This window comes from Algibacter amylolyticus (assembly GCF_014202225.1).
Classification (GTDB): domain Bacteria; phylum Bacteroidota; class Bacteroidia; order Flavobacteriales; family Flavobacteriaceae; genus Algibacter_B; species Algibacter_B amylolyticus.
On record NZ_JACHGE010000001.1, the window covers coordinates 355,079 to 377,794 of the forward strand.

A 22,716-nucleotide genomic window follows, 5' to 3' on the forward strand; every position below is an offset into this window, starting at 1 on the left:
TAAATATGGCAATTATTGTTGCTTTATTAGCCATTCATTTTGTGGTTAAAGAAAGTAGCCATCAAAGCTCCTTGCTTTATTACATGTTGCCTTTACCCATTATAATTTTTACAGTTTTAATTTTAAGTGTTTTTTTATCTAAAAGATATAGAAGGTATAACCTCATATTAACCGGATTGTTATTGATAATTTGGTTAAGCCGAAGTTTTAAAATTAATATTCCAGAAGACGCTCAAGAAAGCGATTTAGAAGTGGTTTTATGGAACGCATCTCGAGAAAATAATTTTAAAGAAGCTTTTATAGAAAACGAAAATATCCCTGATGTTTTTGTTTTGGTTGAAGCTCGAAGAATGAATATTAAAAGGCTTCAGATTGATTTTCCTGAGTATCATTTTTATTTTTCTGGTGAAGAAATTTCCATTTTTTCTAAAACACCTATTGAAGGCATTGAAGTGAATCAAAATAAATTTAGAACCATTATTGTAAGCTTTAAAGTGAAAGACATTCGTTTTTATGCTGTTGATGGCGTAGGAAGTTTAGATGTTCCTCGAGCTTGGGGATTAGATTTTATTGATGCACAAATAGAAGAAAAAGAACGCGCTGTGTTGTTAGGGGATTTTAATGTGCCTTTTGAGTCGAAATTTTTTAGTGCCATTAAATCTAACTTTAATCATGCTTTCAATGAAAAAGGAAATGGATTTCGCGAAACTTGGTTTTGGAATATGCCGTTACTTTCTTTAGATCATATTTGGGTTTCAAAAGACTTGCAGGTTATAGCTACAAAAAAAATAAACACGTTTAAAAGCGATCATTGCATGATTAGAACAACCATTAGACGGTAGTTATTCCGATATTTCAAATTTTCGTTTTGCCTCGTTTCCAAATGCATCAACAACAGTAATAATATGTTGTCCTGATGTTGGTTTAACTGCTAACTCATGAATATCTTTTGTGCTTCCAATAAACTTTTCATCAACATACCAAAACACTTTAGTTTCTGGCTTGGAATGGGCAATTTTTAAAATAAGATCGTTGGTATTGCCATCAAAATCTTTTGGTAAAAAAATACTGTTATTGGCTTTTGGGTAAATAAAATCTATAGACACACTATTTTCGCCTATACAATCACTTCTATATTTTGGTAACGGTTTATAAAACGGATTTTTAGTTTTGTAATAATAGGCCATTAATGGTGGCAGCACAAACCAAGACTTATGGTTAATATTACTTAAATCCTCGCACGAAGCGTTCACTTGAAAGGTGTTATGTTTATCCAAGTGAATTAAAACATGATACGGACACGGTTTGGTTTTTAGTCCGCTAATTTGAATGTATTTTTGTTGGGTATCATCGCAATTTGGAGAAGCTCTATGGCCGCTTTGTTTGCAAATAGTAACGTTTTGCATTTCATCAAAAGGTTTAGCAAACCAATCGCTGTTTGGCAATAAACCGAACACATCAAATAAAATAGGCGCCGCGGTTTGCACGCCAACTAATCCTGGTCGGCCTTCGCCATCGGCATTTCCAACCCAAACACCAACTACATAATCTTTTGTGGTTCCAATGGCCCAAGCGTCTCTAAAACCGAAACTGGTACCGGTTTTCCAAGCTATTTGTTTCGAGCCATCAAAAAACTCCCAACTTTCATCACTTTCAGGTCGGTTTACTTCTTTTAAGCTTTCGTAGGTTAGATATATAGAGGCGGCATCAAAAAGTGTTTTATCAGTAGTTTTGTTTCCAAAATCAACAACTTCAGAAGCCAAAAACGTAGGTTCGCAAAATTCATTTGAAAAGTATTCGCTAGAATGTTCCGAGAAATGGTTCAAGGTTGAAGATAAAGCAGCATAGCTTTTACATAAATCCCAAAGGTTACTTTCGGCACCGCCTAAAACTAAGGATAATCCGTAATGATTGGCATTATATTTTAAATCCTTAAGATGGAGTTGTTTTAAATAATGGTAGAATCTATCTAAACCAAAACCTTGCAACATTCTAACGGCTGGCACATTTAAAGAGCGTGATAAAGCACGACTTGCAGGTACAGCGCCATCATAGGTTTTATCGTAGTTTTCAGGATTGTAGCTTCCAAATTGTGTGGGTACATCGGCTACCAAGGTATTAGGAAGTAAATCGCCAGCATCTAGCATAGCAGCATATAAAAATGGTTTTAAAATACTACCGGTACTTCTAGGTTTGTCAATAATATCTACATCCTTTTGATGCGCTTTATCTGTTGGTGTATTACCAACATAAGCTAAAACTTGTCTGGTTTTTACATTTAAAACTAAAACCGCTGCGTTGTGTATTTCGTTTTGGCTAAGTTGATTGTAATGTGTTTGTACAATACGGTTTACACGATCTTGAAGTTTTGCATTTATGGTAGTATGAATACGTTGTCCGTAATGTCCTTTAGTTACTTTTTGTAATAAATGAGGTGCTATTTGCGGCAGCGGATAAGGTTTTTGAGGTAAACCTTCGGCAGTAGAAAGTTTATAGGTAAGTGAATCTAAAATCGTGTTATCTAAAAGCTTTTTCAGCAGGCGATTTCGTTTATTTAATAAGCGCTCTTGGTTTTTACCGGGGTAAATTAAACTAGGTGCGTTTGGTAAAACCGCTAAAGTGGCACTTTCTGCCCACGATAAATCGTTTGCATGTCTATTAAAATACCGCCACGAAGCTGCTTCAAGCCCTACCACATTTCCCCCGAAAGGGGCATTACTGGTATAAAACGCTAAAATATCATCTTTAGACTCTCGTAACTCCAAACGTGTGGCTAGAATTATTTCTTTTACTTTTTCAAAATAGGTTCTAGATTGTCCTTTTCTCGATAGTCTGATAACCTGTTGCGTTAGGGTGCTTCCGCCACGTTTAATACCTCCAGATTTTAAATTATCTCGTATGGCCTTAAAAATAGAAATTGGGTTAAACCCAGGATGTTTATAAAAGTACTCGTCTTCAAATTGTAGAATACAAGTTTTAAATTTATCGGGAATAGAATCGTTATGCGGAAAACGCCATTGTCCATCTTTGGCTATTTGTGCACCTAAAAGTTCATTGTTGGAACTTGTAATTACAGTAGTTGTAGGGTCTTTAAAAAGTTGTTTTGGTAAGCAAAACATATAAGCAACACATAGTACAGCAATAATTGCCGATTTAATTTTATGTTTCTTTATGGTGTTTATTAGGCCTGTCATTTACCCTTCCGTCCTTTGGACACCTTCCCTTCATGAAGGCAAGGAATTGTGCAGGAGTTTAGTTTTAATTTATTAATATTTTTTATTAAACGCTCATCCATTAAAAGCAGGAGCGGATTTAGTTTTGCTAAAAGAAACTAAAAAAAGAATTAGTTTTATTAAGACTCTTGGTTTCTTAGAAACTCATACTCGCGTTCTACTTTGCAAATTCTTACCTTATACCAACTGTACCAATCTTGTCTTCCTTTTTGTTGCGCCTGTAAATGCGCCGTTTGTTGTTTCCAGTTTTTAATGGCTTCAACAGTTTCCCAATAACTAACAGTAATTCCAATACCATCTCTTGCACTTTCCATACCTAGAAAACCTGGTTGCTGTTTGGCTAAATGTTCCATTTTATCTGCCATTTCTGCATAACCTTCAATATTTTCATTTTGAGTTGATGTGAAGATTACCGCATAATAAGGTTTAAAGTCATTTGTCATTGGTCAAAAGGTATTTAATTACTAATTAGTGGCATTTTCTTCTTATTCCAAGTTAAAACTTGTACGCCGCTAGAGTAATGCATTCTATCTGGTTGGTTATTTATTAAATGGTTAAAACGCCCATAGTTTAATTTTAAACTACTAATGTTTATATTTTGCATGGGCCATTCCACATGGTGCACGTCGTATTCAATAATATGTTTTTTATAATCTTGAAAAACCGCATAACGTTCAGTAAGCCATAAATCGGTTTTATCTTTTGTAACAGGCGTTTCATTGCGTTCATATTTAATATGAAACGTGTCATAAAATATATTATTTTCCGATGTAAAAGTAGATGCGTTTCTACTCATTTTAGAATGCCTATATGGAAATTTAGAAAGTGTTTTTAAAACCTTACAAGATGTTTTTTTACTGCCTTCCATACTTAAAAAGTACACACTAGGCTTGCCATTACAAACCACATAAACACGAATATTTATTTCTTGAAAATCTGAAATATGAGGGATTTTTGGAAGGCTCCTAATACCAATTTTATTCATGTTAAAAGCCACTAAACTCACCCATGTTTTACCGTAAAGAGTATCTACTACTAGAGGTTTAGGAAGTAGCGGTTTAATTAATTCTGGGGTAACTTCCCAATGTAAAAAAACAACCTTATTCCATTCTTGGTAAAACTTCCAAGAACGTTTTGGGTATGCAAAAGGTCTGTGCGATTTTTGTTTTAATATGTCCTTTGCTTTCATGTTGTTTTTTTTGAACGGGAAAGCATGCTATTTAATTATGCCCCGTTCAATTTAGCTATAGGTAAATTTAAAAAGAAATTCACAGAGGGTGTAGCCTTAAAACAATAAATTATTCGGTAGCATTTTCAAGACCTGTAGTTAAGCCGTCTAAGAACCCATAATATCCGGGTTTAGGGTCTAAATTTTCGTCAAAAATAGTTGGCCATTCTTTTAAATCGTAGAAAGGTTTAATCCATGTATCACGATCATTAAAATCCCAGAAAGTAATTCCAAATTGTTGTGTTTTTGGCACATGTTTTCGGTAAAGCATCACAACTTGTTTAAATTTTTCGGCCTGTGCCATTTCCATGTCATGGGTTAAAGTGGTTATTTTTGGTTTGTCTTTTGCATTTTCATCGCGGGTATTAAAAATAATATCCAGTTCAGAAATATGAATAAGTAACCCTGTAGAAGCCGCTAATTTTAATGCATTTGCAATGGCCTTTTCTGTGGTATCCATTTCTAAATGCATTTGCAATCCAATACCATGTATAGGAACATCGCGTTTTACAAGATCGTTAACCATGGCTACTATACCATTCAATTTTTCCGGATGTCTTTCATGCCCAAAATCATTATAAAATAACTTGGCATCAGGATCGGCATCGTGCGCATATCGAAACGCTTTTTCAATATAATCTTTACCAAAAGTATTAAACCAAAACTCGTCTCTAAATTCACCAGATTTATCGGCGAAAGCTTCGTTTACAACATCCCAAGCAACCACATCATCTTTATATCGGGTTAAAACAGTAGTAATATATTTTTTTAGGTAGGCGTCTGCCCATGCAGCACCTTTTTTGTTGGTCATGTTAGTAATCCACTCCGGCACATTGTAATACCAAACTAAAGCATGACCAAACAAACGCATATCATGCTTTTGTGTGTAGGCCACTAATCTATCTACGTTAGTAAAATCTGGGATGCTATCATGCTCGACTAATGCATACATTTTCATGTCGTTGGTAGCCGTAATACTATTAAAGTTGGTGTGGGTAATGGAATCTAGCTTGCTATCCTTTAATACTTTACTAATATTTATAGCGCCACCAATAGGTAAGTCAGACCAATCTTTAAGACCTTTGTTGGTAGATACTTCAATATCTTGTTTTAAAGCTTGATCTTGCGAGACTTGTTTGCAAGAGGTAATAAGTAATACAGAAATCAGGCCGAAATAGAGAGTTTTTAGATACATTTGTTATTAAGTGTAAAATTTACACCAAATATATCATTTATTTAAATAAAGCCCTACTAACAAGGCAATTATTTGGGCGTTACCTCAAGGGTCGGGCTTTCGGCAGTTGCTTTTTTGTGTTGCATAAACGCAACAACACAAAAAGAGCTTCAACAAATGCCTCAATCCCTAACGTACCTGTTTGCTAGCTTATGGAATTAAGTTTTAAGTTTAATTTGTTTTTGCGGGAGTTCGGTTTTTGTACCTTTCCGCGTTAATTTCATAGGGAATTAAAGCCACCTTCCCTTTTTTTAAGGGAACGAGTTGATTGTGATGCAAATTACTTCTCTACCGTAACCCATTCTCCTTTCGTTCTAACTAAAAAGTCATTATCGTACATGGCTTCGGCTTGTACACCAGGTAAGTAATAGGTACCTAAATACGATGCATTCAACATGACGATAAACGTTTTGGTACTGTGTTTTCCTTTTTCTGGTAAATCAAAATAGAAATTTACGCGGTCGTCTCTAATATCGGTATGTCTTGCAGCGCTTGTTACTGTACTTCCAAAGGCCGTAAAACGGGTGTTAACAATTTCCCAACCCGACGGGAAAATTTGTATTAAAGCCACATCATTTACTGCCGTATTTTTTAAATTACTTACGCTTACAGCGGCCATAAAATCTTGACCTTGCATAAGCTTAGATATTTCAATTGGATTGCCTTTTAAATCTTTGTACTTAACAGATACGCTTAAACCACGTTGCTCTACCAATTCTTGACCTAGCGGTAATTTTCCAGAATTTAAAACTCTAACGTAAATTACATTGCCTTTTGAATTGGTAAATGTTAAATTATTAGCGCCATCAACAACTTGTAATTCACGTTGTGCAATGGCACTTTTGGTGTCTATATTTTCAGTTTTTCCGTTTATGGTGTAATTTACGTTTAACGCTTTTCCGCCATTGGCATTAACCATTTTAGCCATAGCCAATAAACTATAAGCTGAGGTTTGTGTACTCATCCATCGATCGCTCGATAAATCTTTAGCAATAGTTTCTGCTAGTTCTCGCATTTTAGCGTTTTTGGTAAGCACCATAGTCTCTAAAGCCATAGCACGGTTTCTATCTACAGATCCATAGGTGTAATAATTATAACGCTGAGGTTTAAAATTAATATTTGCCGACTGTGAAATCTTATCGCTAGCTTCTTGCTGTCCTGCTAAAGCATAGGCTGCTGCCAATCGCCATTTAGCTTCGTTAGAAATTTCGGAGAATTCTCGAAGTCTGTTCATGCTTCCTAATTCCGGACTTCCGGCTAATGCTAATGTGTAAAGCCTGTAGGCTTGAGCTAAATCGGAATTATAGCTTCTATAACTAGGGCGCCAATTTCTAGCCGCTTGCTTTTGGTATTTTAACCAATTGCTTTTAAAGGTAAGTGGTAATACATACCCTTTCTTTTCGGCTTCAAGCATAAAATGCCCAGCGTAACTTGTTCCCCAATCATTCGCGCTTTGTTCTCCAATCCAATAACTTAGTCCGCCATGAGCCCGTTGAAAATGCCCTAAACGCTTAATACCATTTTCCACATTGGTTTGAATTTGTTTCTTTTTTTCGTAGGTCAAATCAAAAATATCGGCTAAAAACAATTGCGGAAATACACTCGATGTGGTTTGCTCTACACAACCATGCGGATATTGAATTAAGTATTGTAACCTACGTGAAAAATCCATTGGCGGTAAGGTTGAAAACTCAATGGTTGCACCATTTGTTCCTGCTACACCAAAGGTTGTAAAATCTAAAGTTTCAGAAGCATTTGCTGCCAAAGTTTTATCTATAGCTTTGGATGTTATTGGGTTGGTGTTTAAAACATCTAACTCTACTTTGTAAGTCGATTTTTCGCCATTTCCTGTAGCAATCACTTCAACGGTATTAATGCCTTTAGCTTTACTAACATCTAATTCAAAATAAGCCATTTGTTCGTCGGGTTGGGCAAAACTCAAGGTTTTAGTGGTTTCTCCAACAATCGAAATGCCATCGCTCAGTTTTAAACTAATGTTTACATTTTTCACTTTAGGTTCCATAGCAAAAACGGTAACTGGTAACGTTACTTTTTCACCTGGGCTTAACTTCCGCGGAAGCGTTGCTAAAACCATAAGCGGTTTTTTAACTTCTACAGCTTTATCTGTGCTGCCATAAGCTTCATTGCTGTTGTTTCCTGCAACCACCATGGTGCGTACCGAACCTATGTAATTTGGTAGTTTTATTTGATGTATTTTGGTTTGTCCTGCATCCAATTTAAAAGGCCCTAAATAGGTAACCACAGGTTTAAAACGGTTTGCTTTTTTGTTTTTTCCGCCAGCAGCACTACCATCGCCACCAATAGCAAACACTTGGTCTATGCTGCCAGAATAGGCACCAATAACATCATCGAAAATATCCCAAGTTTTTACACCTAAAGCTTCGCGTTTATAAAATTCATCCCAAGCATTTGGGGTTTTAAAACGTGTTAAATCTAGTAAACCTTCTTCAACCATAGCAATGGTATAGGTCATGGCTTTTTTGTTTTTTTCAGATATTTTAACCTCAAAGGTTTGCTCTGGGCGTAATTTATCTGGCATTTGTAATTGAGGTTTCAATATAGTGTTTGGATCTTCTACCATAATTGGAATTACGCCATACAAACGAATTGGTAAATCGTTGGCCGTAATAGCATGCGGTTGTAGTAATGAAATGTTTACAAACACATTTGGTGCCATGTCTTTACTAATTGGAATATCTACAACGGTTTCTCCTTTGGTTGTTTTTACCCATTTATAATCTAAAACTTCGGTACCATTTTCTATACTTACCAAAGCACGCCCTTCGCTTCCTGATGCAAAGGTGATTTTAGCGGTTTCTCCAACATTATAGTTTTCTTTATCTGCTGAAAAGACTAGCATTTTAGCCGCTTCTTTATCGCTAGATGGTGCTTTTTGCCACCAGTTTTTATAAAAATAGGCTGTTCGTCCTGTGGCATGACCACTTACAGGATCGGAAACTCTTATTAAATAGCGGCCTCTATCATTATCAGGAACCTTAATGTTAAAAGTGGCTTTGCCATTTGCATCTGTATTTACTTTTGTTGTGGTGTAAGGCCTGTGGTAGTTGCTAGAAACGTAGCTAGACAAATTATCGTAAGAGGAATTCCACCACCAACGCCATTCTACTTTATAAATTTTAACTTCTAGATTGTTTCGTTTTATAGGCTTGCCATTTTTATCGACTACAACGACATCAAACGTTTGATTTTCGTCTGTAAAAAACGAACCGTACGCATTGCCTTTTGGGGAACGTAATCCCACAAAAGACTGGTAAGGGGCATATTGTTTTGTAAAGGCGTCCATTGAGAAGTCGCCACCATTTTCGAAGGCACGGACTAAAAATTGAACGTTAAGCATACCAGGAGCATTTTTACCAACACTCAGGTTTTTATTTATTGTGGCTAAGCCTTCGTTGTTTACTTTGCCTTCAAAAACATTTATTTCTTCGGTTTGAAAGTTTCGTGTAGGGTCGTTAAACGTATAATCTTTATAGTTTTTAAACGCCGTATAGGCCGTACTAAATTTAGCTTTTACCTCGGCTTTTAAATTTTTTCCTGGAGCGCCATGAAGCCATTTTAAATCTAAGTGCCCTTCAAGAGGAGTTTTGCTAGAAAGTATCTCGTTTTCAAAATCGACTTTAATTTTTAAGCGATTAGGTTTTACAGTTTCAATTTTTAAAGGTTTGTAAAATGTAGCACCTCCAACAGATACTTTGGCATTGTAATTTCCTGTTTTATCTTCGGTAGATGTTGTTACCGTGAACTTGTAAAAATTATCAATATTATTTGTAGTAACGTTTTTATGTACCAATTTGCCATTGGGGTCGGTAATTTCGAGTTTTACAGGATGGTTTTTTGGGAGCGGATTTGCTCTATCATTTAGCATAAAGGTTAAGTGCAACGTATCTCCTGGTCTCCAAACTCCGCGTTCGCCATAAATATAACCTTTAAGTCCGCGTTGTAAACGATTTCCAGACACATCGAATTTGCTTAAGGATAATGAGTTACCATCATGAAGTTTTACATAGGTTTTGTTTTTTCCTTTTGAAACAATGGCGAATGCTGTATTTTTATCGGAATCAATTAAGGTTAAACCTTGCTCGTCGGTATTTCTACTAGCTAATTCTTGCTGCTGGAAATTATAAATAGCCACCTTAGCACCAGCTTCAGGATTGGTATTAAGTATATTAGAAACTGCAAAATAATACGAGTTGTTAGCGGCTTGTTTAGCAATAACACCCAAGTTTGAAGCCAATAAATTTTGAGACACTATTTTATTTTCGCCGTAATAGGCATCATGACAAGGGTTTTGCTCTTCGCGCCAATTGTATGTATAGTTTTTGTAGCGGTAAGCCTTGTTGTCCCAATATGCTTCTTCGCGTAATTCTTCATCTTCACTATCTGTTTCGGTGTAATCGCCCTCGTAATAATCATCTTCATAATAATCATCGTAATCATCGCTTTCAGAATTTGAAATTCCGGCATTAGCCTCGCAATCGTATAACGAATAGCTTTTATTAAAACTTAATTCTATACGGTAAATGGCGCCAGCGTCTGCTTTAAAATATTGAGATAAATCTATACTATAGGCTTTCCATTTTCCAGAATTTTCGGCTGCGGTTTGTAGTGGTATAGTTTGTTTTGCAATACGACGACCAACCTTTTTAATATCGTAAGTGTTATTGCTGCTTAAATTATTGTCTTGCAGAAACTGAAGGATATTGTCTTCAAAAATCTTAATAACACGAACATCAACAGCACTTAAATTAACCGCCTCAAAATTGAATTTTAGTTGTTCGGAATTTGGTAAAATAGTACCATTGCTAATTAGTCGAACTTGTGGTTTTAAAGATTCGAAAGCAATGGTTTCAGAAAAAGGTTTTTTCAGCTTAAAACCATCGGTGTTTTTTATGCCTTGAAATACATCAACTTGAATGTTGCCAACTAATTTAGTGTCTGGATATACTTTTAATACATTGCCATCCACAATGTATTTTGGGTTTTTTACCTTTTGAATAGTGACTAAACCATCAAAATTTTGTTGTTTTTTTAACGGATCTGAGAAGTTTATAGATAAATATTGTTCGGGCGATTGAATGACGTCTACGTTTACAATGCTAAAATTATTTATACCTGGAATAGCCATGGTGTTTTCGCCCTCGTTTGATGCTTTTATGGCTTTTCCATTCCATTTAACAAGTATGTTATCGTCGTCTATTTTACGATTAATACTATCAATTTTAAACTCGAAATACTTTGAGGATGTATTGGCTTCATTAAAAACTATGGATAGGTTTTTACCATTTTGAGTCGCTTCAACTAAGGTTTTGGCATCTTTAAGTGAAATGATATCGGCCGATTTTATTACGCCTTCCAAGTACTGCCAATTTTTACTATACGATTGTAAATGATTAGTATCTATATTAAAACTTGGTGTTATTGTTTTAAACTGAAAGGTGTAATCGCTAAAACCGTCGGGCATATTTTTATAAATGTCGCGAAGTTTAACGGTAACTGTGTATTCGGTATCTGGTTCTAGATTTTCATCGGGTGTAAAAAGGAGCGTGTGCTTATTTCCGGCTGTTAATTTGCCTTCTACATGAGGTTTAATACTTATAATGTTATCTGTAATGTCTTGACCCATTTCCCAGCCTTCAACCTCGTTAGCTAAATTAATTTGAATAGGATTTGCTACCGATGTTATGCCAGAAGTGGTGTAGCTTATATAGTCTCGAAACTTAAAAAGGTTATCGGTTTCTACAACTTTCTTTTTACAAGAAACAATAATTGAAAGTATAAAAATGAACGCAAAAAGCTTTTTTAGAGACATGGATAGACGAATTTATATGAACAAAATTAGGTAAAAAAGAAAGCGTAAGGTGTTTCTCGTTAATAAAATTACGTTCATTTTTTTAAGTTTAGACTTTTAGTTGTTGTTAAAGTACTCCCAAAAAATATAGTAATTAAGTTTGAAAATGTTCTTATAATTAACACGAGTTGTTATGAAATATTTTATTTTCAGTTGAAGATACTATTCATAGAATGGATTGGCTGTTAGATGTTTTATGACGATAACTCTGTTTTAAATTGAATATAAAAAGGCCTTATTTAGACTCTATTAACGGTAGTTTTTCTATTGTTAATTAAAACTGGAAACAATCATTATATCATTCGTAAATTTCAGTAAAAACGACTTTTAATTGGTATATTCGTAAATATATTCAGTATAACTCATAAATCAATAATTAATGAAGAATAAAGAAGCAGATTTTGGTATCGATAACGCACTTAAAATACTTGGAGTTACAGGTTTAAATGAAGGCTCGTCTATAGGATTAACTAACTTTTCTTCTGGTGAAATTATCGAATCTTTTTCGCCCGTTGATGGATTATTGGTGGGTAAAATAAAACAAACTACAAAGGCAGATTACGAAAAAGTTATGGAAGCTGCTACTTCGGCCTTTAAAACTTGGCGAACAATGCCTGCGCCACAAAGAGGCGAAATTGTGCGCCAATTTGGTAATAAATTACGAGAAAAAAAGGAAGCTTTAGGTAAACTAGTATCCTATGAAATGGGTAAAAGTTATCAAGAAGGTTTGGGCGAAGTTCAAGAAATGATTGATATCTGCGATTTTGCAGTAGGATTATCGCGTCAGCTACACGGTTTAACCATGCACTCTGAGCGTCCAGGACACCGCATGTACGAGCAATACCATCCGCTAGGTGTGGTTGGTATTATTTCGGCTTTTAATTTTCCAGTAGCTGTTTGGGCGTGGAATACGGCTTTAGCTTGGGTTTGTGGCGATGTTTGTGTTTGGAAACCCTCTGAAAAAACACCTATGTGTGGTGTAGCTTGCCAAAATATTGCTGCCGAAGTTTTTGCCGAAAATAACTTGCCAGAAGGTATTTCATGTTTAATAAATGGCGATTATAAGGTTGGGGAATTTATGAGCAAGGACACGCGCATTCCATTAATATCTGCAACAGGTTCTACTAGAATGGGAAAATTGGTAGCTCAAGAAGTTGCTGGGCGTTTAGGTAAAAGTTTATTAGAGTTAGGTGGCAATAACGCTATAATTGTTACGCCAGATGCCGATATAAAAATGACGGTTATAGGTGCTGTTTTTGGTGCCGTTGGTACTGCAGGACAACGTTGTACTAGTACACGCCGATTAATAATTCACGAATCGATTTACGATAAGGTAAAAACTGCTGTTGTGGATGCGTATAAACAATTGCGCATTGGAAACCCGCTAGATGAAAACAATCATGTTGGGCCGTTAATAGATAAAGATGCTGTTAAAATGTATCAAAATGCTTTAGAGAAAGTAGTTGAAGAAGGCGGAAACCTTGTAGTTGAAGGTGGCGTGCTTTCTGGAAAAGGTTACGAAAGCGGATGCTATGTAAAGCCGGCAATTGCAGAAGCTAAACCAAATTTTATGATTGTACAACACGAAACTTTTGCTCCTGTTTTATACTTGTTAAAATATTCTGGAACGGTTGAAAATGCTATAGACATTCAAAATGAAGTTGCGCAAGGGCTTAGTTCTGCTATTATGACGAATAATTTACGCGAGGCGGAACGTTTCTTGTCTGTTCAAGGATCAGATTGTGGCATTGCAAATGTAAATATTGGAACTTCAGGAGCTGAAATTGGAGGTGCTTTTGGAGGTGAGAAAGATACAGGTGGCGGACGCGAATCGGGTTCAGATGCTTGGAAAGTTTACATGCGTCGTCAAACCAATACCATTAATTATACTACAGAATTGCCACTGGCTCAGGGTATTAAATTCGATTTATAATTTATCTTCGATTTACGCATTGAAAAGTCACATTTGTATTAATGTGACTTTTTTGGTTTTATTGGTTCCTATTTTACGAGCTTAAAGTGTTATCTTGTAGTCACTTATATTTTATTAACCAAAAACTAAAAATCTAATGAGTAAAAAATCATCCTATCTTTTAGGAATTATACTCACTATTATTCTCGGTACTATTTTGTATTACTTTCTCTGTTGTAGCGTATGCTGTGGCAAAGAATCTTGTAAAAATAAAGTGGACGAAACTAAAAGTGTTATAACCCCAGAAATAAAAGATGCCACTAAAAATGCATTTGTATTAAAAGATGCTAACGGCGACTTTAATCTTAACTTAAGAGAGAATTTCAATTTTAAATCGTCTAATTTTTCAATTTTACAACCCGTTTCTACTAATATTGAAAACGGCGTGGTAATGCTTAAAGACTATCTTTTAACAAATCCTTTAAAAACGGTAGATATTACAGGTTTTTATAAAAGTGATGAAACTAATAATTCTGCCTATCCAAATCTTGGGATAGCAAGAGCAAATTCGGTTAAAAATTACTTGGTTTTACATGGCATCTCTTCTAAACAAATAGATACTTATGGCAAATTAAACGATGGTATTAATGCAGATGAAAGTAAAACATTGTTTGGACCAGTGGAGTTTGGTGTTGCAACAGCAGATGCATCAGATACCTCGGCAATTGAAGCTTTAAAAACAGCTTGCGATGCCATTAGGGCAAACCCATTAGTGTTACATTTTAAAACAGGGCAAGCATCAATAAATTTAACTCCAGAACAACGCCAGAAAATTGCAGATATTTCTCATTGTGTAGATAAATTAGGGGTTGAAATACAGGTTGTAGGACATACCGATAATATAGGAGATGCCACAAACAATATTGTTTTAGGCCAACAGCGTGCAGATTTTGCTAAAGGTTATTTGGTGAAAAATGGAATATTGGAAGGCAATATAGAAACATCATCTAAAGGACCTAACCTGCCTATTGCAGACAATGCCACCGAAGCAGGACGAGCAGAAAACAGAAGAACAGAAATTACAATTAACTAAAATTAAAAAAAATATAAAATTATGAATTGGTGTATATTAATTCCATTAGTAGTCGGTGCAATTTGCGCTATATTAGGTTATTTATTAGGCAGACTCATAGGTGGTGGAAACCATGATGAGTGCAACAATAAATTAGGAAGATTACAAACACAGCTAGATGCTTGTAAATTAAGCAAGGTTTCATTAGAGGGCGATTTAAAATCAACGAAGGCTTCTTTAGCGTCATCATTAATTGCTCCTGCTGCTCCCGCGGCTTCTATGTCAAGTGCTGTTTTAATTCCGTTTGATGCAGCTGCGGCTAAAGCTGTGCTTGGAAAGAAAATAAAAGAAAACGATTTAACGGTTGTAGAGGGTATTGGACCAAAAATCCAGGAGTTATTTCATAATAACGGTGTAAAAACATGGAAAGCATTATCAGAATGTTCCATTGAAAAATGTAAAGAAGTTTTAATTAGTGGAGGCGATAGGTTTAAAATGCACAAACCAGGTACATGGCCAAAACAAGCTAAGTTTGCCTACGAAGGTAAATGGGCCAAATTGCTTAAATGGCAAGATGAATTGGATGGCGGAAAATAAGTATTACCATTACTTTAAAAAAATCGTTTCCTGTTAAGAAACGGTTTTTTTTGTATATTCATGTTTCATATTAACTTATTTTAATAGATTTCAAATTAGCTATTGTAGTTAATTTAATAGTAACAAATTAACATTGATAAGAAATTTTGTAAGTTATTATTTTAGTTTTTTAGAATAAAATGTATAAAAAACCCAAAGTTATTAATGAAACAAATCGTGATATTATTAACGAGCCTAAATATATTAATATGGTTAACTCCTTTTAAGATATATTCTATTACAGAATTACATTTGCAAAACAGTAGAGCGGTAAGTTTTTGATTTTAAGCTTTTAAAAAGTTTTCGGGAAAAATTTGGGCCAATTTTAATTAACTTAAAATGCGATTATTTTACAAATGTTAAAACTGGTGATAATTTGCAAAAAAATAATGTACTAATCTTCCAGAAGATTTAATCATGGAAAGCATATGATTGATAAGAGAAAGGAAAAAATCATAAATAAACGATTTCAATTTATAGATATTTCAAGAAATGGAATTATTAATGAAAGCGAGAATAATTTATTTTTCCTAGAAAAAGGAACATCAATATTTGAAGCACACACTTTTTTTGAAGCTATTAGTTATTATTTCGAGCAAGAGGCGGGCAACAGTCACCATTTAACTTGTGTTAATTTTGAAATAAAAGGGGTAACAGGAATATATGATATTGATATTGATATTTTAGAGGATAACTTGATTTTTATGTTTTTAGATCTCACTAGTCATTACAAATCATCTCAAATATTATCGCAAGAAAGAAATGAGTCTGTAATAGAAGGGCAAATCCTTAAGGAAAAGGAAGCGTTTAAAAATATATTTTTAGCAAATACAAGTCATGAATTACGAACTCCACTAGCCACAATTATGGGGTTTACTTCTATTTTACACAGGTCAAGTTTAACATTAGATCAATTACATAATCTTAATATTATAAAAGGATCGTGCGAGCAATTAAAACGAGTTGTCGACGATATTTTAGATATTTCTAGTATCGAGATGGGGCAGTTAAAAATTAATAATTCAAGATTCGATACTACAAGTTTCTTTAAAAACTTAGAATTTGTTTACACTGTTAAATCTTCAGAGAAAAACTTAAAATGTTCAATTGTTATTGATAAAAAATTACCTCAGTTTATAGATGGCGATAAACTTAGACTAAGGCAGGTTTTAGGAAATCTATTAGATAACGCTATTAATTATACAGATAAAGGAGCTATTAAATTAATTGTTAAAGTTGATACTACAGAAAATGACAATGTTTGTGTAGATTTTAAAGTTTCTGATACCGGCATTGGAATAAACAAAAAAGATATTCATACCATTTTTGAAAGTTTTGAACGGGTTAATAACAAAAACAATAAAGGCACAGGGCTTGGTTTGGCCATAGTAAAAAAATTAGTAATATTAATGGAAGGTAATATTGAAGTTAAAAGCACTCCTAGTAAAGGCACTGCTTTTAATGTTAAATTAAATTTTAAAATATCTGAAAACCAAAAAGCGTACAAAACTATAAAATCAGATAGCAAAAAAAATGATAGTAAGAAAAAACGTAACATTTTAATTGCAGAAGACTTAGAGGTCAATCAAATTTTAATGATGCGAACCTTATCAGACTTTGGTGGGTTTTACTTTGATATTGCAAGTAATGGCGATCAAGTTATTAAGTACCTTCATAAAAACAAGTATGATTTAATATTAATGGACTTAAAAATGCCAACAATGGATGGCCATGATACTACAAGGTTTATTAGAGAATCTTCGAGAGCTAATTTTAAGAATATTCCAATTATTGCCGTTACAGCTAAAGCATCATCTTTAGAAAGAGAACAATGTTTAAACACAGGCATGAATGATTATATTACAAAACCATTTAACGAAAAGGAACTACTAAAAAAAATGAATGCTCTATTAAAAATATATTGAATGCAATGATTTATTTAGTAATAACAAAAAGCTATTTTTAGTGCCGTAAAGTAAAGCTTTAGAGCAAAGTTGATAAAATATTTTCTTTTAAAAACCGTTTCAAACTTGAAACGGTTTTTTTGTATCTTCATATTTCAGATTAAACCATTTTAACAGGCTTAGGTCTAAGAGTATACCGTGTTGCTACTTAACAGGTTTTATGTCTTAATATTATCGCTTTATGAAAACAAAACATATACAACATTTATACAGACGTATTGGTTTTGGCATTTTACCCGCAACTTTAAATAAGTTGTCAAAAAAGAGCGAAAAAGCAATTATTAATGAGATGTTTGAATCTTCAAAAAAATTCACGCCACTCGAAATTGATATTTCAGAATTAACAGCAATTTATAGTAGTATTATAAAGAAGGAATCTACACTAGATTCTGAAACTCGAAAAAAACTTCAGCAATTAGGTCGTAAAAAACAAATTGAATTTAATATTGCTTGGGTAGATAGACTTACCAATACTCCAGAGATATTAAGAGAAAAAATGACCCTGTTTTGGGCAAACCATTTTGTCTGTGAGGATAGTACTATTTCTTATATAAAAAACTTCAATAATACGCTAAGAAAGCATGCTTTGGGTGATTTTAGAGCTTTTGTTAACGCCGTTTCTAAGGAAGCATCCATGACAAAATATTTAAATACAAAGCAAAATAAAAAGCAAAAGCCAAACGAGAACTTTGCTCGAGAATTAATGGAGTTGTTTACACTTGGGGTTGGATATTATTCTGAAGAAGATATAAAAGAAAGTGCTAAAGCATTCACAGGTTATAGTCATAATTTAAAAGGAGACTTTGTATTTAGAAAGGCTAGACATGATGATGGCGAAAAAACCTTTTTTGGCAAAACTGGTAATTTTTCGGGCGAGGATATTATAGATATCATATTGGAGCAAAAACAATGCGCTAAGTATATATGCGGAAAGATATACCGCTATTTTGTAAATGATTTGATTGATGAAAATCATGTTAATGAAATGGCTAATGTTTTTTATAAAGACTATAATATTGAGAATGTAATGCGTTATATGCTTACATCTGGCTGGTTTTATAATGATCAAAATATAGGTTCAAAAATTAAGTCGCCAATAGAATTTATAGTAGGCCTTAAAACCATAGTGCCCACAGATTTTAAAAACCCGAAACAACTTTTATATATTCAAAAACTATTGGGTCAAATACTTTTAAATCCACCAAATGTAGCTGGTTGGAAAGGTGGTAAAAGTTGGATAGATAGCAATACTATTGTTTTGCGTTTAAAATTACCATCGTTATTATTAAATAATGCCTATATATCTAAAGAAAAACTAGGTGAGGTTGATGAATATGCTCAGGCTAAAAAAGAGGCTTTTAAGAAAAAATATGGTAAACGATTTAAAACAGTTGCCAATTGGGAGTATTTTAATACACAATTTAAAAATGTTGCGATAAGTGATTTTCAAAAACATGTCTTGGCGTGCGAGGTTAGTGAAAGCGCAAAAGCGTATTTGCAATCTTTAGAGAAAGTCTCCAAAAAAGAATACTGTGTGCAGCTCATGTCGTTACCCGAATATCAAATGTGTTAATTATGGACAGAAGAAAATTTTTAAAACAGTCGTCTTTAGCAAGTAGCCTATTTTTTGTTCCTAGTTTTGTTAGAGCATTCGAGGAGGTTGCAAGTAGTAAATTAGGTTATAAACGTTTAGTAATTATACAGCTATCTGGAGGTAATGATGGGTTAAATACTGTTATTCCTTACAGAAACGATGTGTATTATAAAGCGCGTCCTACATTAGGAATTCCACAAAAAGACATTATTAAGTTAAACGATGAGGTTGGTTTAAACTCTAGTTTAAAGCCATTAAAAAGGCTGTACGATAAGGGTTATTTATCTATTATTAATAACGTAGGGTACCCAAACCCAATACGATCTCATTTTAGGTCTATGGATATTTGGCAAACTGCTACCGACGCTAATACATATTCGCAAAGTGGATGGATTGGTCGTTATTTAGATCATTATGGAAAACAACCACACAGCGCTATCGAGGTGGACGAAAGTTTATCCCTAGCCATGAAAGGCGAACAGTTTAACGCCATTGCAACACAAGATGCAAAGGCTTTTTATAACTTGTCTAAAGATCCATATTTTAAAAACATTCATAAGCATAAAAACGATGCGCATTTAAGCGAGCACAATTTGGGTTATTTATACAAATCTATGATTGCTGCGGAGTCTTCAGCTAAGTATATTTTCGAAACCAGTAAAACCGTTACTAGTAAAAAAGAATATCCAAATAATAAATTTGGAAAGCAGATGAAAACCACAGCACAATTTATTAATTCGCGCATAGAAACTAAGGTGTTTTATACCTCTTTAGGCGGTTTCGATACACACGTAAATCAATTAAATACCCAGAAACGATTATTAAGTAATTATGCAGAAAGTGTAGAGGCTTTTGTGGAAGATTTAAAAGATAATAACACGTTTAAAGATACCTTAATTTTAACCTTTTCGGAATTTGGGCGCCGTGTAAAACAAAACGCTAGTATTGGTACAGATCATGGTACAGCAAACAATGTATTTATAATTGGCGAAAACTTAAAGAAACAAGGGTTGTATAATACTATGGCGAGTTTAAGTGATTTAGACGATAACGGCGATTTAAAATTTGAAATAGATTTTAGAACTATTTACGCCACCGTGTTAGATAAATGGCTGGAAGTAGATAATAAAAAGGTACTCAATACATCCTTCAATCCGTTAGATTTTATTTAAAATCCATTTAATTTTTTTGGAGCCTGCCTACCGTCAGGAAGGTTACCACTCCGTTCGTCTATGTCCAGAGCAGACGGTCGGGTTTGAAGTCTGTCTTGAGCATAGACGAAAGACCGCAAGTCCTTGCTCTCCCGATTTCCATCGGAATAGCTGCGGGCTATCCACTGCAATCCCCAACGCAGGTAAATCTGCAAAAGGCCGTCATTAAAACAATTAATGGAAAATTTAGGCATAAAAAAAACCTTGAACCAATCTTAACGATTTGGGGCGCAAGGTTTAATTAAATGATTAATAGCATAACAAATATATAAAAACCAACGTTATAAATTGTTGCTTTAATGTTAATAAAACGGAAAAACCCCAAATTTTAATAAAACATAAAATTTAGGGCTTTCGACTAACTAATTATAAAAATAATACTAGGTTATTTGCTTAATGTAGTCCTATATTCAGGATATTCTTCGTTATGAAGTTCTAACCTTGTATTGTCAATAGAATCAATAATTATATTGGTTGTGGTGCCGTAGTCAAATTCTACAATAATTTTTGTGCCATCAGCACTCAAAATATAGATGTAAGTTACGATGCCGTTAGATTCGCAAACATCGTCTGTATCAAGAAAATAGTTCTGAACTAATAATGTACCATCATTTAAAAAATTGTAGTGTGAGTTTATAGTGCAATCGTTCGCTTCTTCATAGGTTTCAGGATCGGTAGTTGTATCCCAAACTCCTGCTACAAACCATTTATTTTCTAATAGTTCTGTTACCGTAGGTTCATCTTCTTTACTATCATCACTAGAGCAAGCGCAAACTGATGTCATTAAAGCAATACGACTAGTAATTTGTAGTTTTTAAGCACTGTTTTCATGTTTTAATTATAAGTTTTGTTAATGGTAGTTTGTATAGAACCATGTTGGGTTACTTCACTTTATGCCGCAGGAATAAACAGCTCACGTGTTCTAAAAATGAGATTATTTGTTAAATACGTATCTAAATTCTGGAAACTCTTTATTATAAAGTTCTAAAGTAGTATCATCAATAGCGGTAATAATTAGGGTTGATGTGCCATCTTCAAATTCTACAATAACTTGCGTTCCATCAGCGCTTAAAATGTAGGTGTAGGTTTCGATGTCGCTAGATTCGCAGACATCATCCGCATCAAGAAAATAGTTCTGAGACAATAATGTGCCATCGCTTAAAAAATTATAATATATGTTTCTAGCACAATCATCCACTTCTTCATAGGTTTCAGGATCGGTGGTTGTATCCCAAAATCCTATTGCAAACCATTTATTTTCTAATAGTTCTGTTACAGTAGGTTCGTCTTCTTTGCTATCATCACTAGAGCAAGCGCAAAATGATATCATTAAAAGTAATACGACTAGTAATTTGTAGTTTTTAAATACTGTTTTCATGTTTTAAATTTGTAAGTTATGTTAATAATTGCATGCAAATTATATCTTAACCAGTTGACTTTACATCACATATGTAACAAAGTATATCACATATGTAACATGCTTGTTTTATCTAGATAATCAAAGGTTTTCAAGGTTATTGTATGTGTTAGATATACAATAGGCCATGGTTTTATGAAATAAGTAAGCCTACGTGTTTAGGTTTTTAGGCTTCACTTAAGGCAGGAAATTAGCTGTACTTAACTTTTCTTAAAATTCTTAAAGACTCCTTGTAGAGGTTGTAATATTCCTTGTTGTAAGCCTTTATGTAAGGTTTGGCTTCGTGTAGTTTGTCTATGGCCTCATGAAATAAGTTGAGGTAACAAATTAGGTAAGTTGATGGTAGATTTTTTAAATCTAAGTCTTCGCTGGCAGTTAGTGGTTGACCTTTTTTTAGTTTTTCTAAAATGGCATTATTTGTATTGTAAACATGGTGTAAATCTTTTTTATTAAACTGTGGAGGCTCAAAAAGCAAATGGGTGTCAATAGAGTAACTGGCATTATCTTCAAACTTAATAATTGTCTCTTCCAAAGGATAATATTTAGCTAAATTTTGAAGGCCCAGATTTACGTATTCAATAATTTTAAAGCTATCATCGTTAATCGATATGGCAACTTCGTCTAAAGCCGAAAAAAACAAACGCACCTGTTCGTTAATTAATTCTATATCCACTCTGGAGTAGAATGTATTTTCTTTAACTATCTTTTTATGTCCTGCCCAACATACAACAAAATACTCTTTAAATACTTTGTATTGTGCATTATAGTCTTTACGGCTATTCATAAAATGGAAAACACCATTTAGAGTGTGCTCTATATTGTTTTGGGCATGGTTTTCTATAGCTTCAACTATTTTAGAATTTACATCCTTAATTTCAATATCAAAAACCTTAGGCATACTCATACTACCATCTCTAAAAAAGACAGAGCCGCCATAGTATTTCCAAATGTTTTTTCTAAGAGATGTTATTTTACCTGTAGGTCTAATAGTTACTAAGCCAACTACTTTATCGTCTGGTAAGTGAGGAAACGGAATATTCTCATATTGCACAATTGGCGGATGACTCAAATACGCATTAATGAGGTTTTGTATTTTACTATCATCAAAAAAATCGACACCAATAATAGTGTTATCCTCATCTTCAACACCAATAACTATATACGAATTGTTTTTAGGGTTGCTATTAGAAAGGGCACAGACATGCTTTAAAAACTTAGCTTTTCCTTCTTTATGGCTAATATCAACTTTTCGCTTTTTATCATAAAAGCTATTCTCGTCGTTATGGGCAAGTAAGTGTTTTATGAGTAGGCGTTTGTTAATCATT

At 34.0% G+C, this 22,716-nt stretch carries 15 protein-coding genes; 7 read left to right on the forward strand and 8 right to left on the reverse strand.

Annotated elements, in window-relative coordinates; genetic code table 11:
* The first annotated feature begins 5 nt into the window (after window positions 1-5).
* Entirely contained in the window at window positions 6-842 is an 837-nt protein-coding gene (locus HNQ90_RS01580) for an endonuclease/exonuclease/phosphatase family protein (RefSeq protein ID WP_172625796.1), read from the forward strand.
* Here the strand turns inward: HNQ90_RS01580 and pbpC are convergent, their stop codons facing one another.
* From pbpC to HNQ90_RS01605, 5 genes are all read right to left on the reverse strand, one after another.
* Window positions 843-3,194, reverse strand: a complete 2,352-nt coding sequence (pbpC, locus tag HNQ90_RS01585; protein WP_144114903.1) for a penicillin-binding protein 1C — start codon at window positions 3,192-3,194, stop codon at window positions 843-845. It abuts the gene before it with no gap.
* 158 nt (window positions 3,195-3,352) lie between these two features.
* A complete protein-coding gene (locus tag HNQ90_RS01590; protein ID WP_144114904.1) occupies window positions 3,353-3,676 on the reverse strand; it encodes an antibiotic biosynthesis monooxygenase family protein in 324 nt (107 codons plus the stop codon).
* 14 nt (window positions 3,677-3,690) lie between these two features.
* Window positions 3,691-4,422 (reverse strand): YqjF family protein, encoded by a 732-nt coding sequence (locus HNQ90_RS01595; protein ID WP_144114905.1) that lies wholly within the window; start codon window positions 4,420-4,422, stop codon window positions 3,691-3,693.
* 109 nt (window positions 4,423-4,531) lie between these two features.
* A complete protein-coding gene (locus HNQ90_RS01600; RefSeq protein ID WP_144114906.1) occupies window positions 4,532-5,656 on the reverse strand; it encodes an endo-1,4-beta-xylanase in 1,125 nt (374 codons plus the stop codon).
* Window positions 5,657-5,975: 319 nt separating this feature from the next.
* Window positions 5,976-11,546: an MG2 domain-containing protein gene (locus HNQ90_RS01605; protein ID WP_144114907.1), complete on the reverse strand. Its 5,571-nt coding sequence runs from the start codon at window positions 11,544-11,546 to the stop codon at window positions 5,976-5,978.
* Between the two features lie 418 nt (window positions 11,547-11,964).
* On the opposite strand from HNQ90_RS01605, the gene amaB reads away from it, so the two are divergent.
* The 6 genes from amaB (at window position 11,965) to HNQ90_RS01635 (ending at window position 19,935) form a co-directional block, all read left to right on the forward strand.
* Complete coding sequence (amaB, locus tag HNQ90_RS01610) at window positions 11,965-13,518, forward strand: L-piperidine-6-carboxylate dehydrogenase (RefSeq protein ID WP_144114908.1); 1,554 nt, start codon at window positions 11,965-11,967, stop codon at window positions 13,516-13,518.
* Between the two features lie 136 nt (window positions 13,519-13,654).
* Window positions 13,655-14,590, forward strand: a complete 936-nt coding sequence (locus tag HNQ90_RS01615; protein WP_144114909.1) for an OmpA family protein — start codon at window positions 13,655-13,657, stop codon at window positions 14,588-14,590.
* Between the two features lie 21 nt (window positions 14,591-14,611).
* On the forward strand, window positions 14,612-15,166 hold the full coding sequence (locus HNQ90_RS01620; RefSeq protein WP_144114910.1) for a hypothetical protein: 555 nt from the start codon (window positions 14,612-14,614) through the stop codon (window positions 15,164-15,166).
* A gap of 467 nt (window positions 15,167-15,633) precedes the next feature.
* Window positions 15,634-17,130, forward strand: a complete 1,497-nt coding sequence (locus HNQ90_RS01625) for an ATP-binding response regulator (protein ID WP_144114911.1) — start codon at window positions 15,634-15,636, stop codon at window positions 17,128-17,130.
* Between the two features lie 220 nt (window positions 17,131-17,350).
* The gene (locus tag HNQ90_RS01630) at window positions 17,351-18,742 is read left to right on the forward strand and encodes a DUF1800 domain-containing protein (protein WP_144114912.1); all 1,392 of its coding nucleotides are present in this window, start codon (window positions 17,351-17,353) and stop codon (window positions 18,740-18,742) included.
* 2 nt (window positions 18,743-18,744) lie between these two features.
* Window positions 18,745-19,935, forward strand: coding sequence for a DUF1501 domain-containing protein (locus HNQ90_RS01635; protein ID WP_144114913.1), 1,191 nt, complete (start codon window positions 18,745-18,747; stop codon window positions 19,933-19,935).
* Between the two features lie 424 nt (window positions 19,936-20,359).
* On the opposite strand, the gene HNQ90_RS01640 is transcribed toward HNQ90_RS01635, so the two are convergent.
* The 3 genes from HNQ90_RS01640 to HNQ90_RS01650 form a co-directional block, all read right to left on the reverse strand.
* Window positions 20,360-20,758 (reverse strand): hypothetical protein, encoded by a 399-nt coding sequence (locus tag HNQ90_RS01640; protein ID WP_144114914.1) that lies wholly within the window; start codon window positions 20,756-20,758, stop codon window positions 20,360-20,362.
* A gap of 150 nt (window positions 20,759-20,908) precedes the next feature.
* On the reverse strand, window positions 20,909-21,352 hold the full coding sequence (locus HNQ90_RS01645; protein ID WP_144114915.1) for a lipocalin family protein: 444 nt from the start codon (window positions 21,350-21,352) through the stop codon (window positions 20,909-20,911).
* A 229-nt stretch (window positions 21,353-21,581) separates the two neighbouring features.
* On the reverse strand, window positions 21,582-22,715 hold the full coding sequence (locus HNQ90_RS01650; RefSeq protein ID WP_144114916.1) for an ATP-binding protein: 1,134 nt from the start codon (window positions 22,713-22,715) through the stop codon (window positions 21,582-21,584).
* Between the last annotated feature and the right edge of the window lies 1 nt (window position 22,716).

What these genes read in the sequence shown, in the direction of transcription:
- HNQ90_RS01580 (WP_172625796.1), top strand. Translation starts at nt 6, where the DNA reads ATGGCAATTATTGTTGCTTTATTAGCCATTCATTTTGTGGTTAAAGAA.
- pbpC (WP_144114903.1), bottom strand. Translation starts at nt 3,194, where the DNA reads ATGACAGGCCTAATAAACACCATAAAGAAACATAAAATTAAATCGGCA.
- HNQ90_RS01590 (WP_144114904.1), bottom strand. Translation starts at nt 3,676, where the DNA reads ATGACAAATGACTTTAAACCTTATTATGCGGTAATCTTCACATCAACT.
- HNQ90_RS01595 (WP_144114905.1), bottom strand. Translation starts at nt 4,422, where the DNA reads ATGAAAGCAAAGGACATATTAAAACAAAAATCGCACAGACCTTTTGCA.
- HNQ90_RS01600 (WP_144114906.1), bottom strand. Translation starts at nt 5,656, where the DNA reads ATGTATCTAAAAACTCTCTATTTCGGCCTGATTTCTGTATTACTTATT.
- HNQ90_RS01605 (WP_144114907.1), bottom strand. Translation starts at nt 11,546, where the DNA reads ATGTCTCTAAAAAAGCTTTTTGCGTTCATTTTTATACTTTCAATTATT.
- amaB (WP_144114908.1), top strand. Translation starts at nt 11,965, where the DNA reads ATGAAGAATAAAGAAGCAGATTTTGGTATCGATAACGCACTTAAAATA.
- HNQ90_RS01615 (WP_144114909.1), top strand. Translation starts at nt 13,655, where the DNA reads ATGAGTAAAAAATCATCCTATCTTTTAGGAATTATACTCACTATTATT.
- HNQ90_RS01620 (WP_144114910.1), top strand. Translation starts at nt 14,612, where the DNA reads ATGAATTGGTGTATATTAATTCCATTAGTAGTCGGTGCAATTTGCGCT.
- HNQ90_RS01625 (WP_144114911.1), top strand. Translation starts at nt 15,634, where the DNA reads ATGATTGATAAGAGAAAGGAAAAAATCATAAATAAACGATTTCAATTT.
- HNQ90_RS01630 (WP_144114912.1), top strand. Translation starts at nt 17,351, where the DNA reads ATGAAAACAAAACATATACAACATTTATACAGACGTATTGGTTTTGGC.
- HNQ90_RS01635 (WP_144114913.1), top strand. Translation starts at nt 18,745, where the DNA reads ATGGACAGAAGAAAATTTTTAAAACAGTCGTCTTTAGCAAGTAGCCTA.
- HNQ90_RS01640 (WP_144114914.1), bottom strand. Translation starts at nt 20,758, where the DNA reads ATGACATCAGTTTGCGCTTGCTCTAGTGATGATAGTAAAGAAGATGAA.
- HNQ90_RS01645 (WP_144114915.1), bottom strand. Translation starts at nt 21,352, where the DNA reads ATGAAAACAGTATTTAAAAACTACAAATTACTAGTCGTATTACTTTTA.
- HNQ90_RS01650 (WP_144114916.1), bottom strand. Translation starts at nt 22,715, where the DNA reads ATGATTAACAAACGCCTACTCATAAAACACTTACTTGCCCATAACGAC.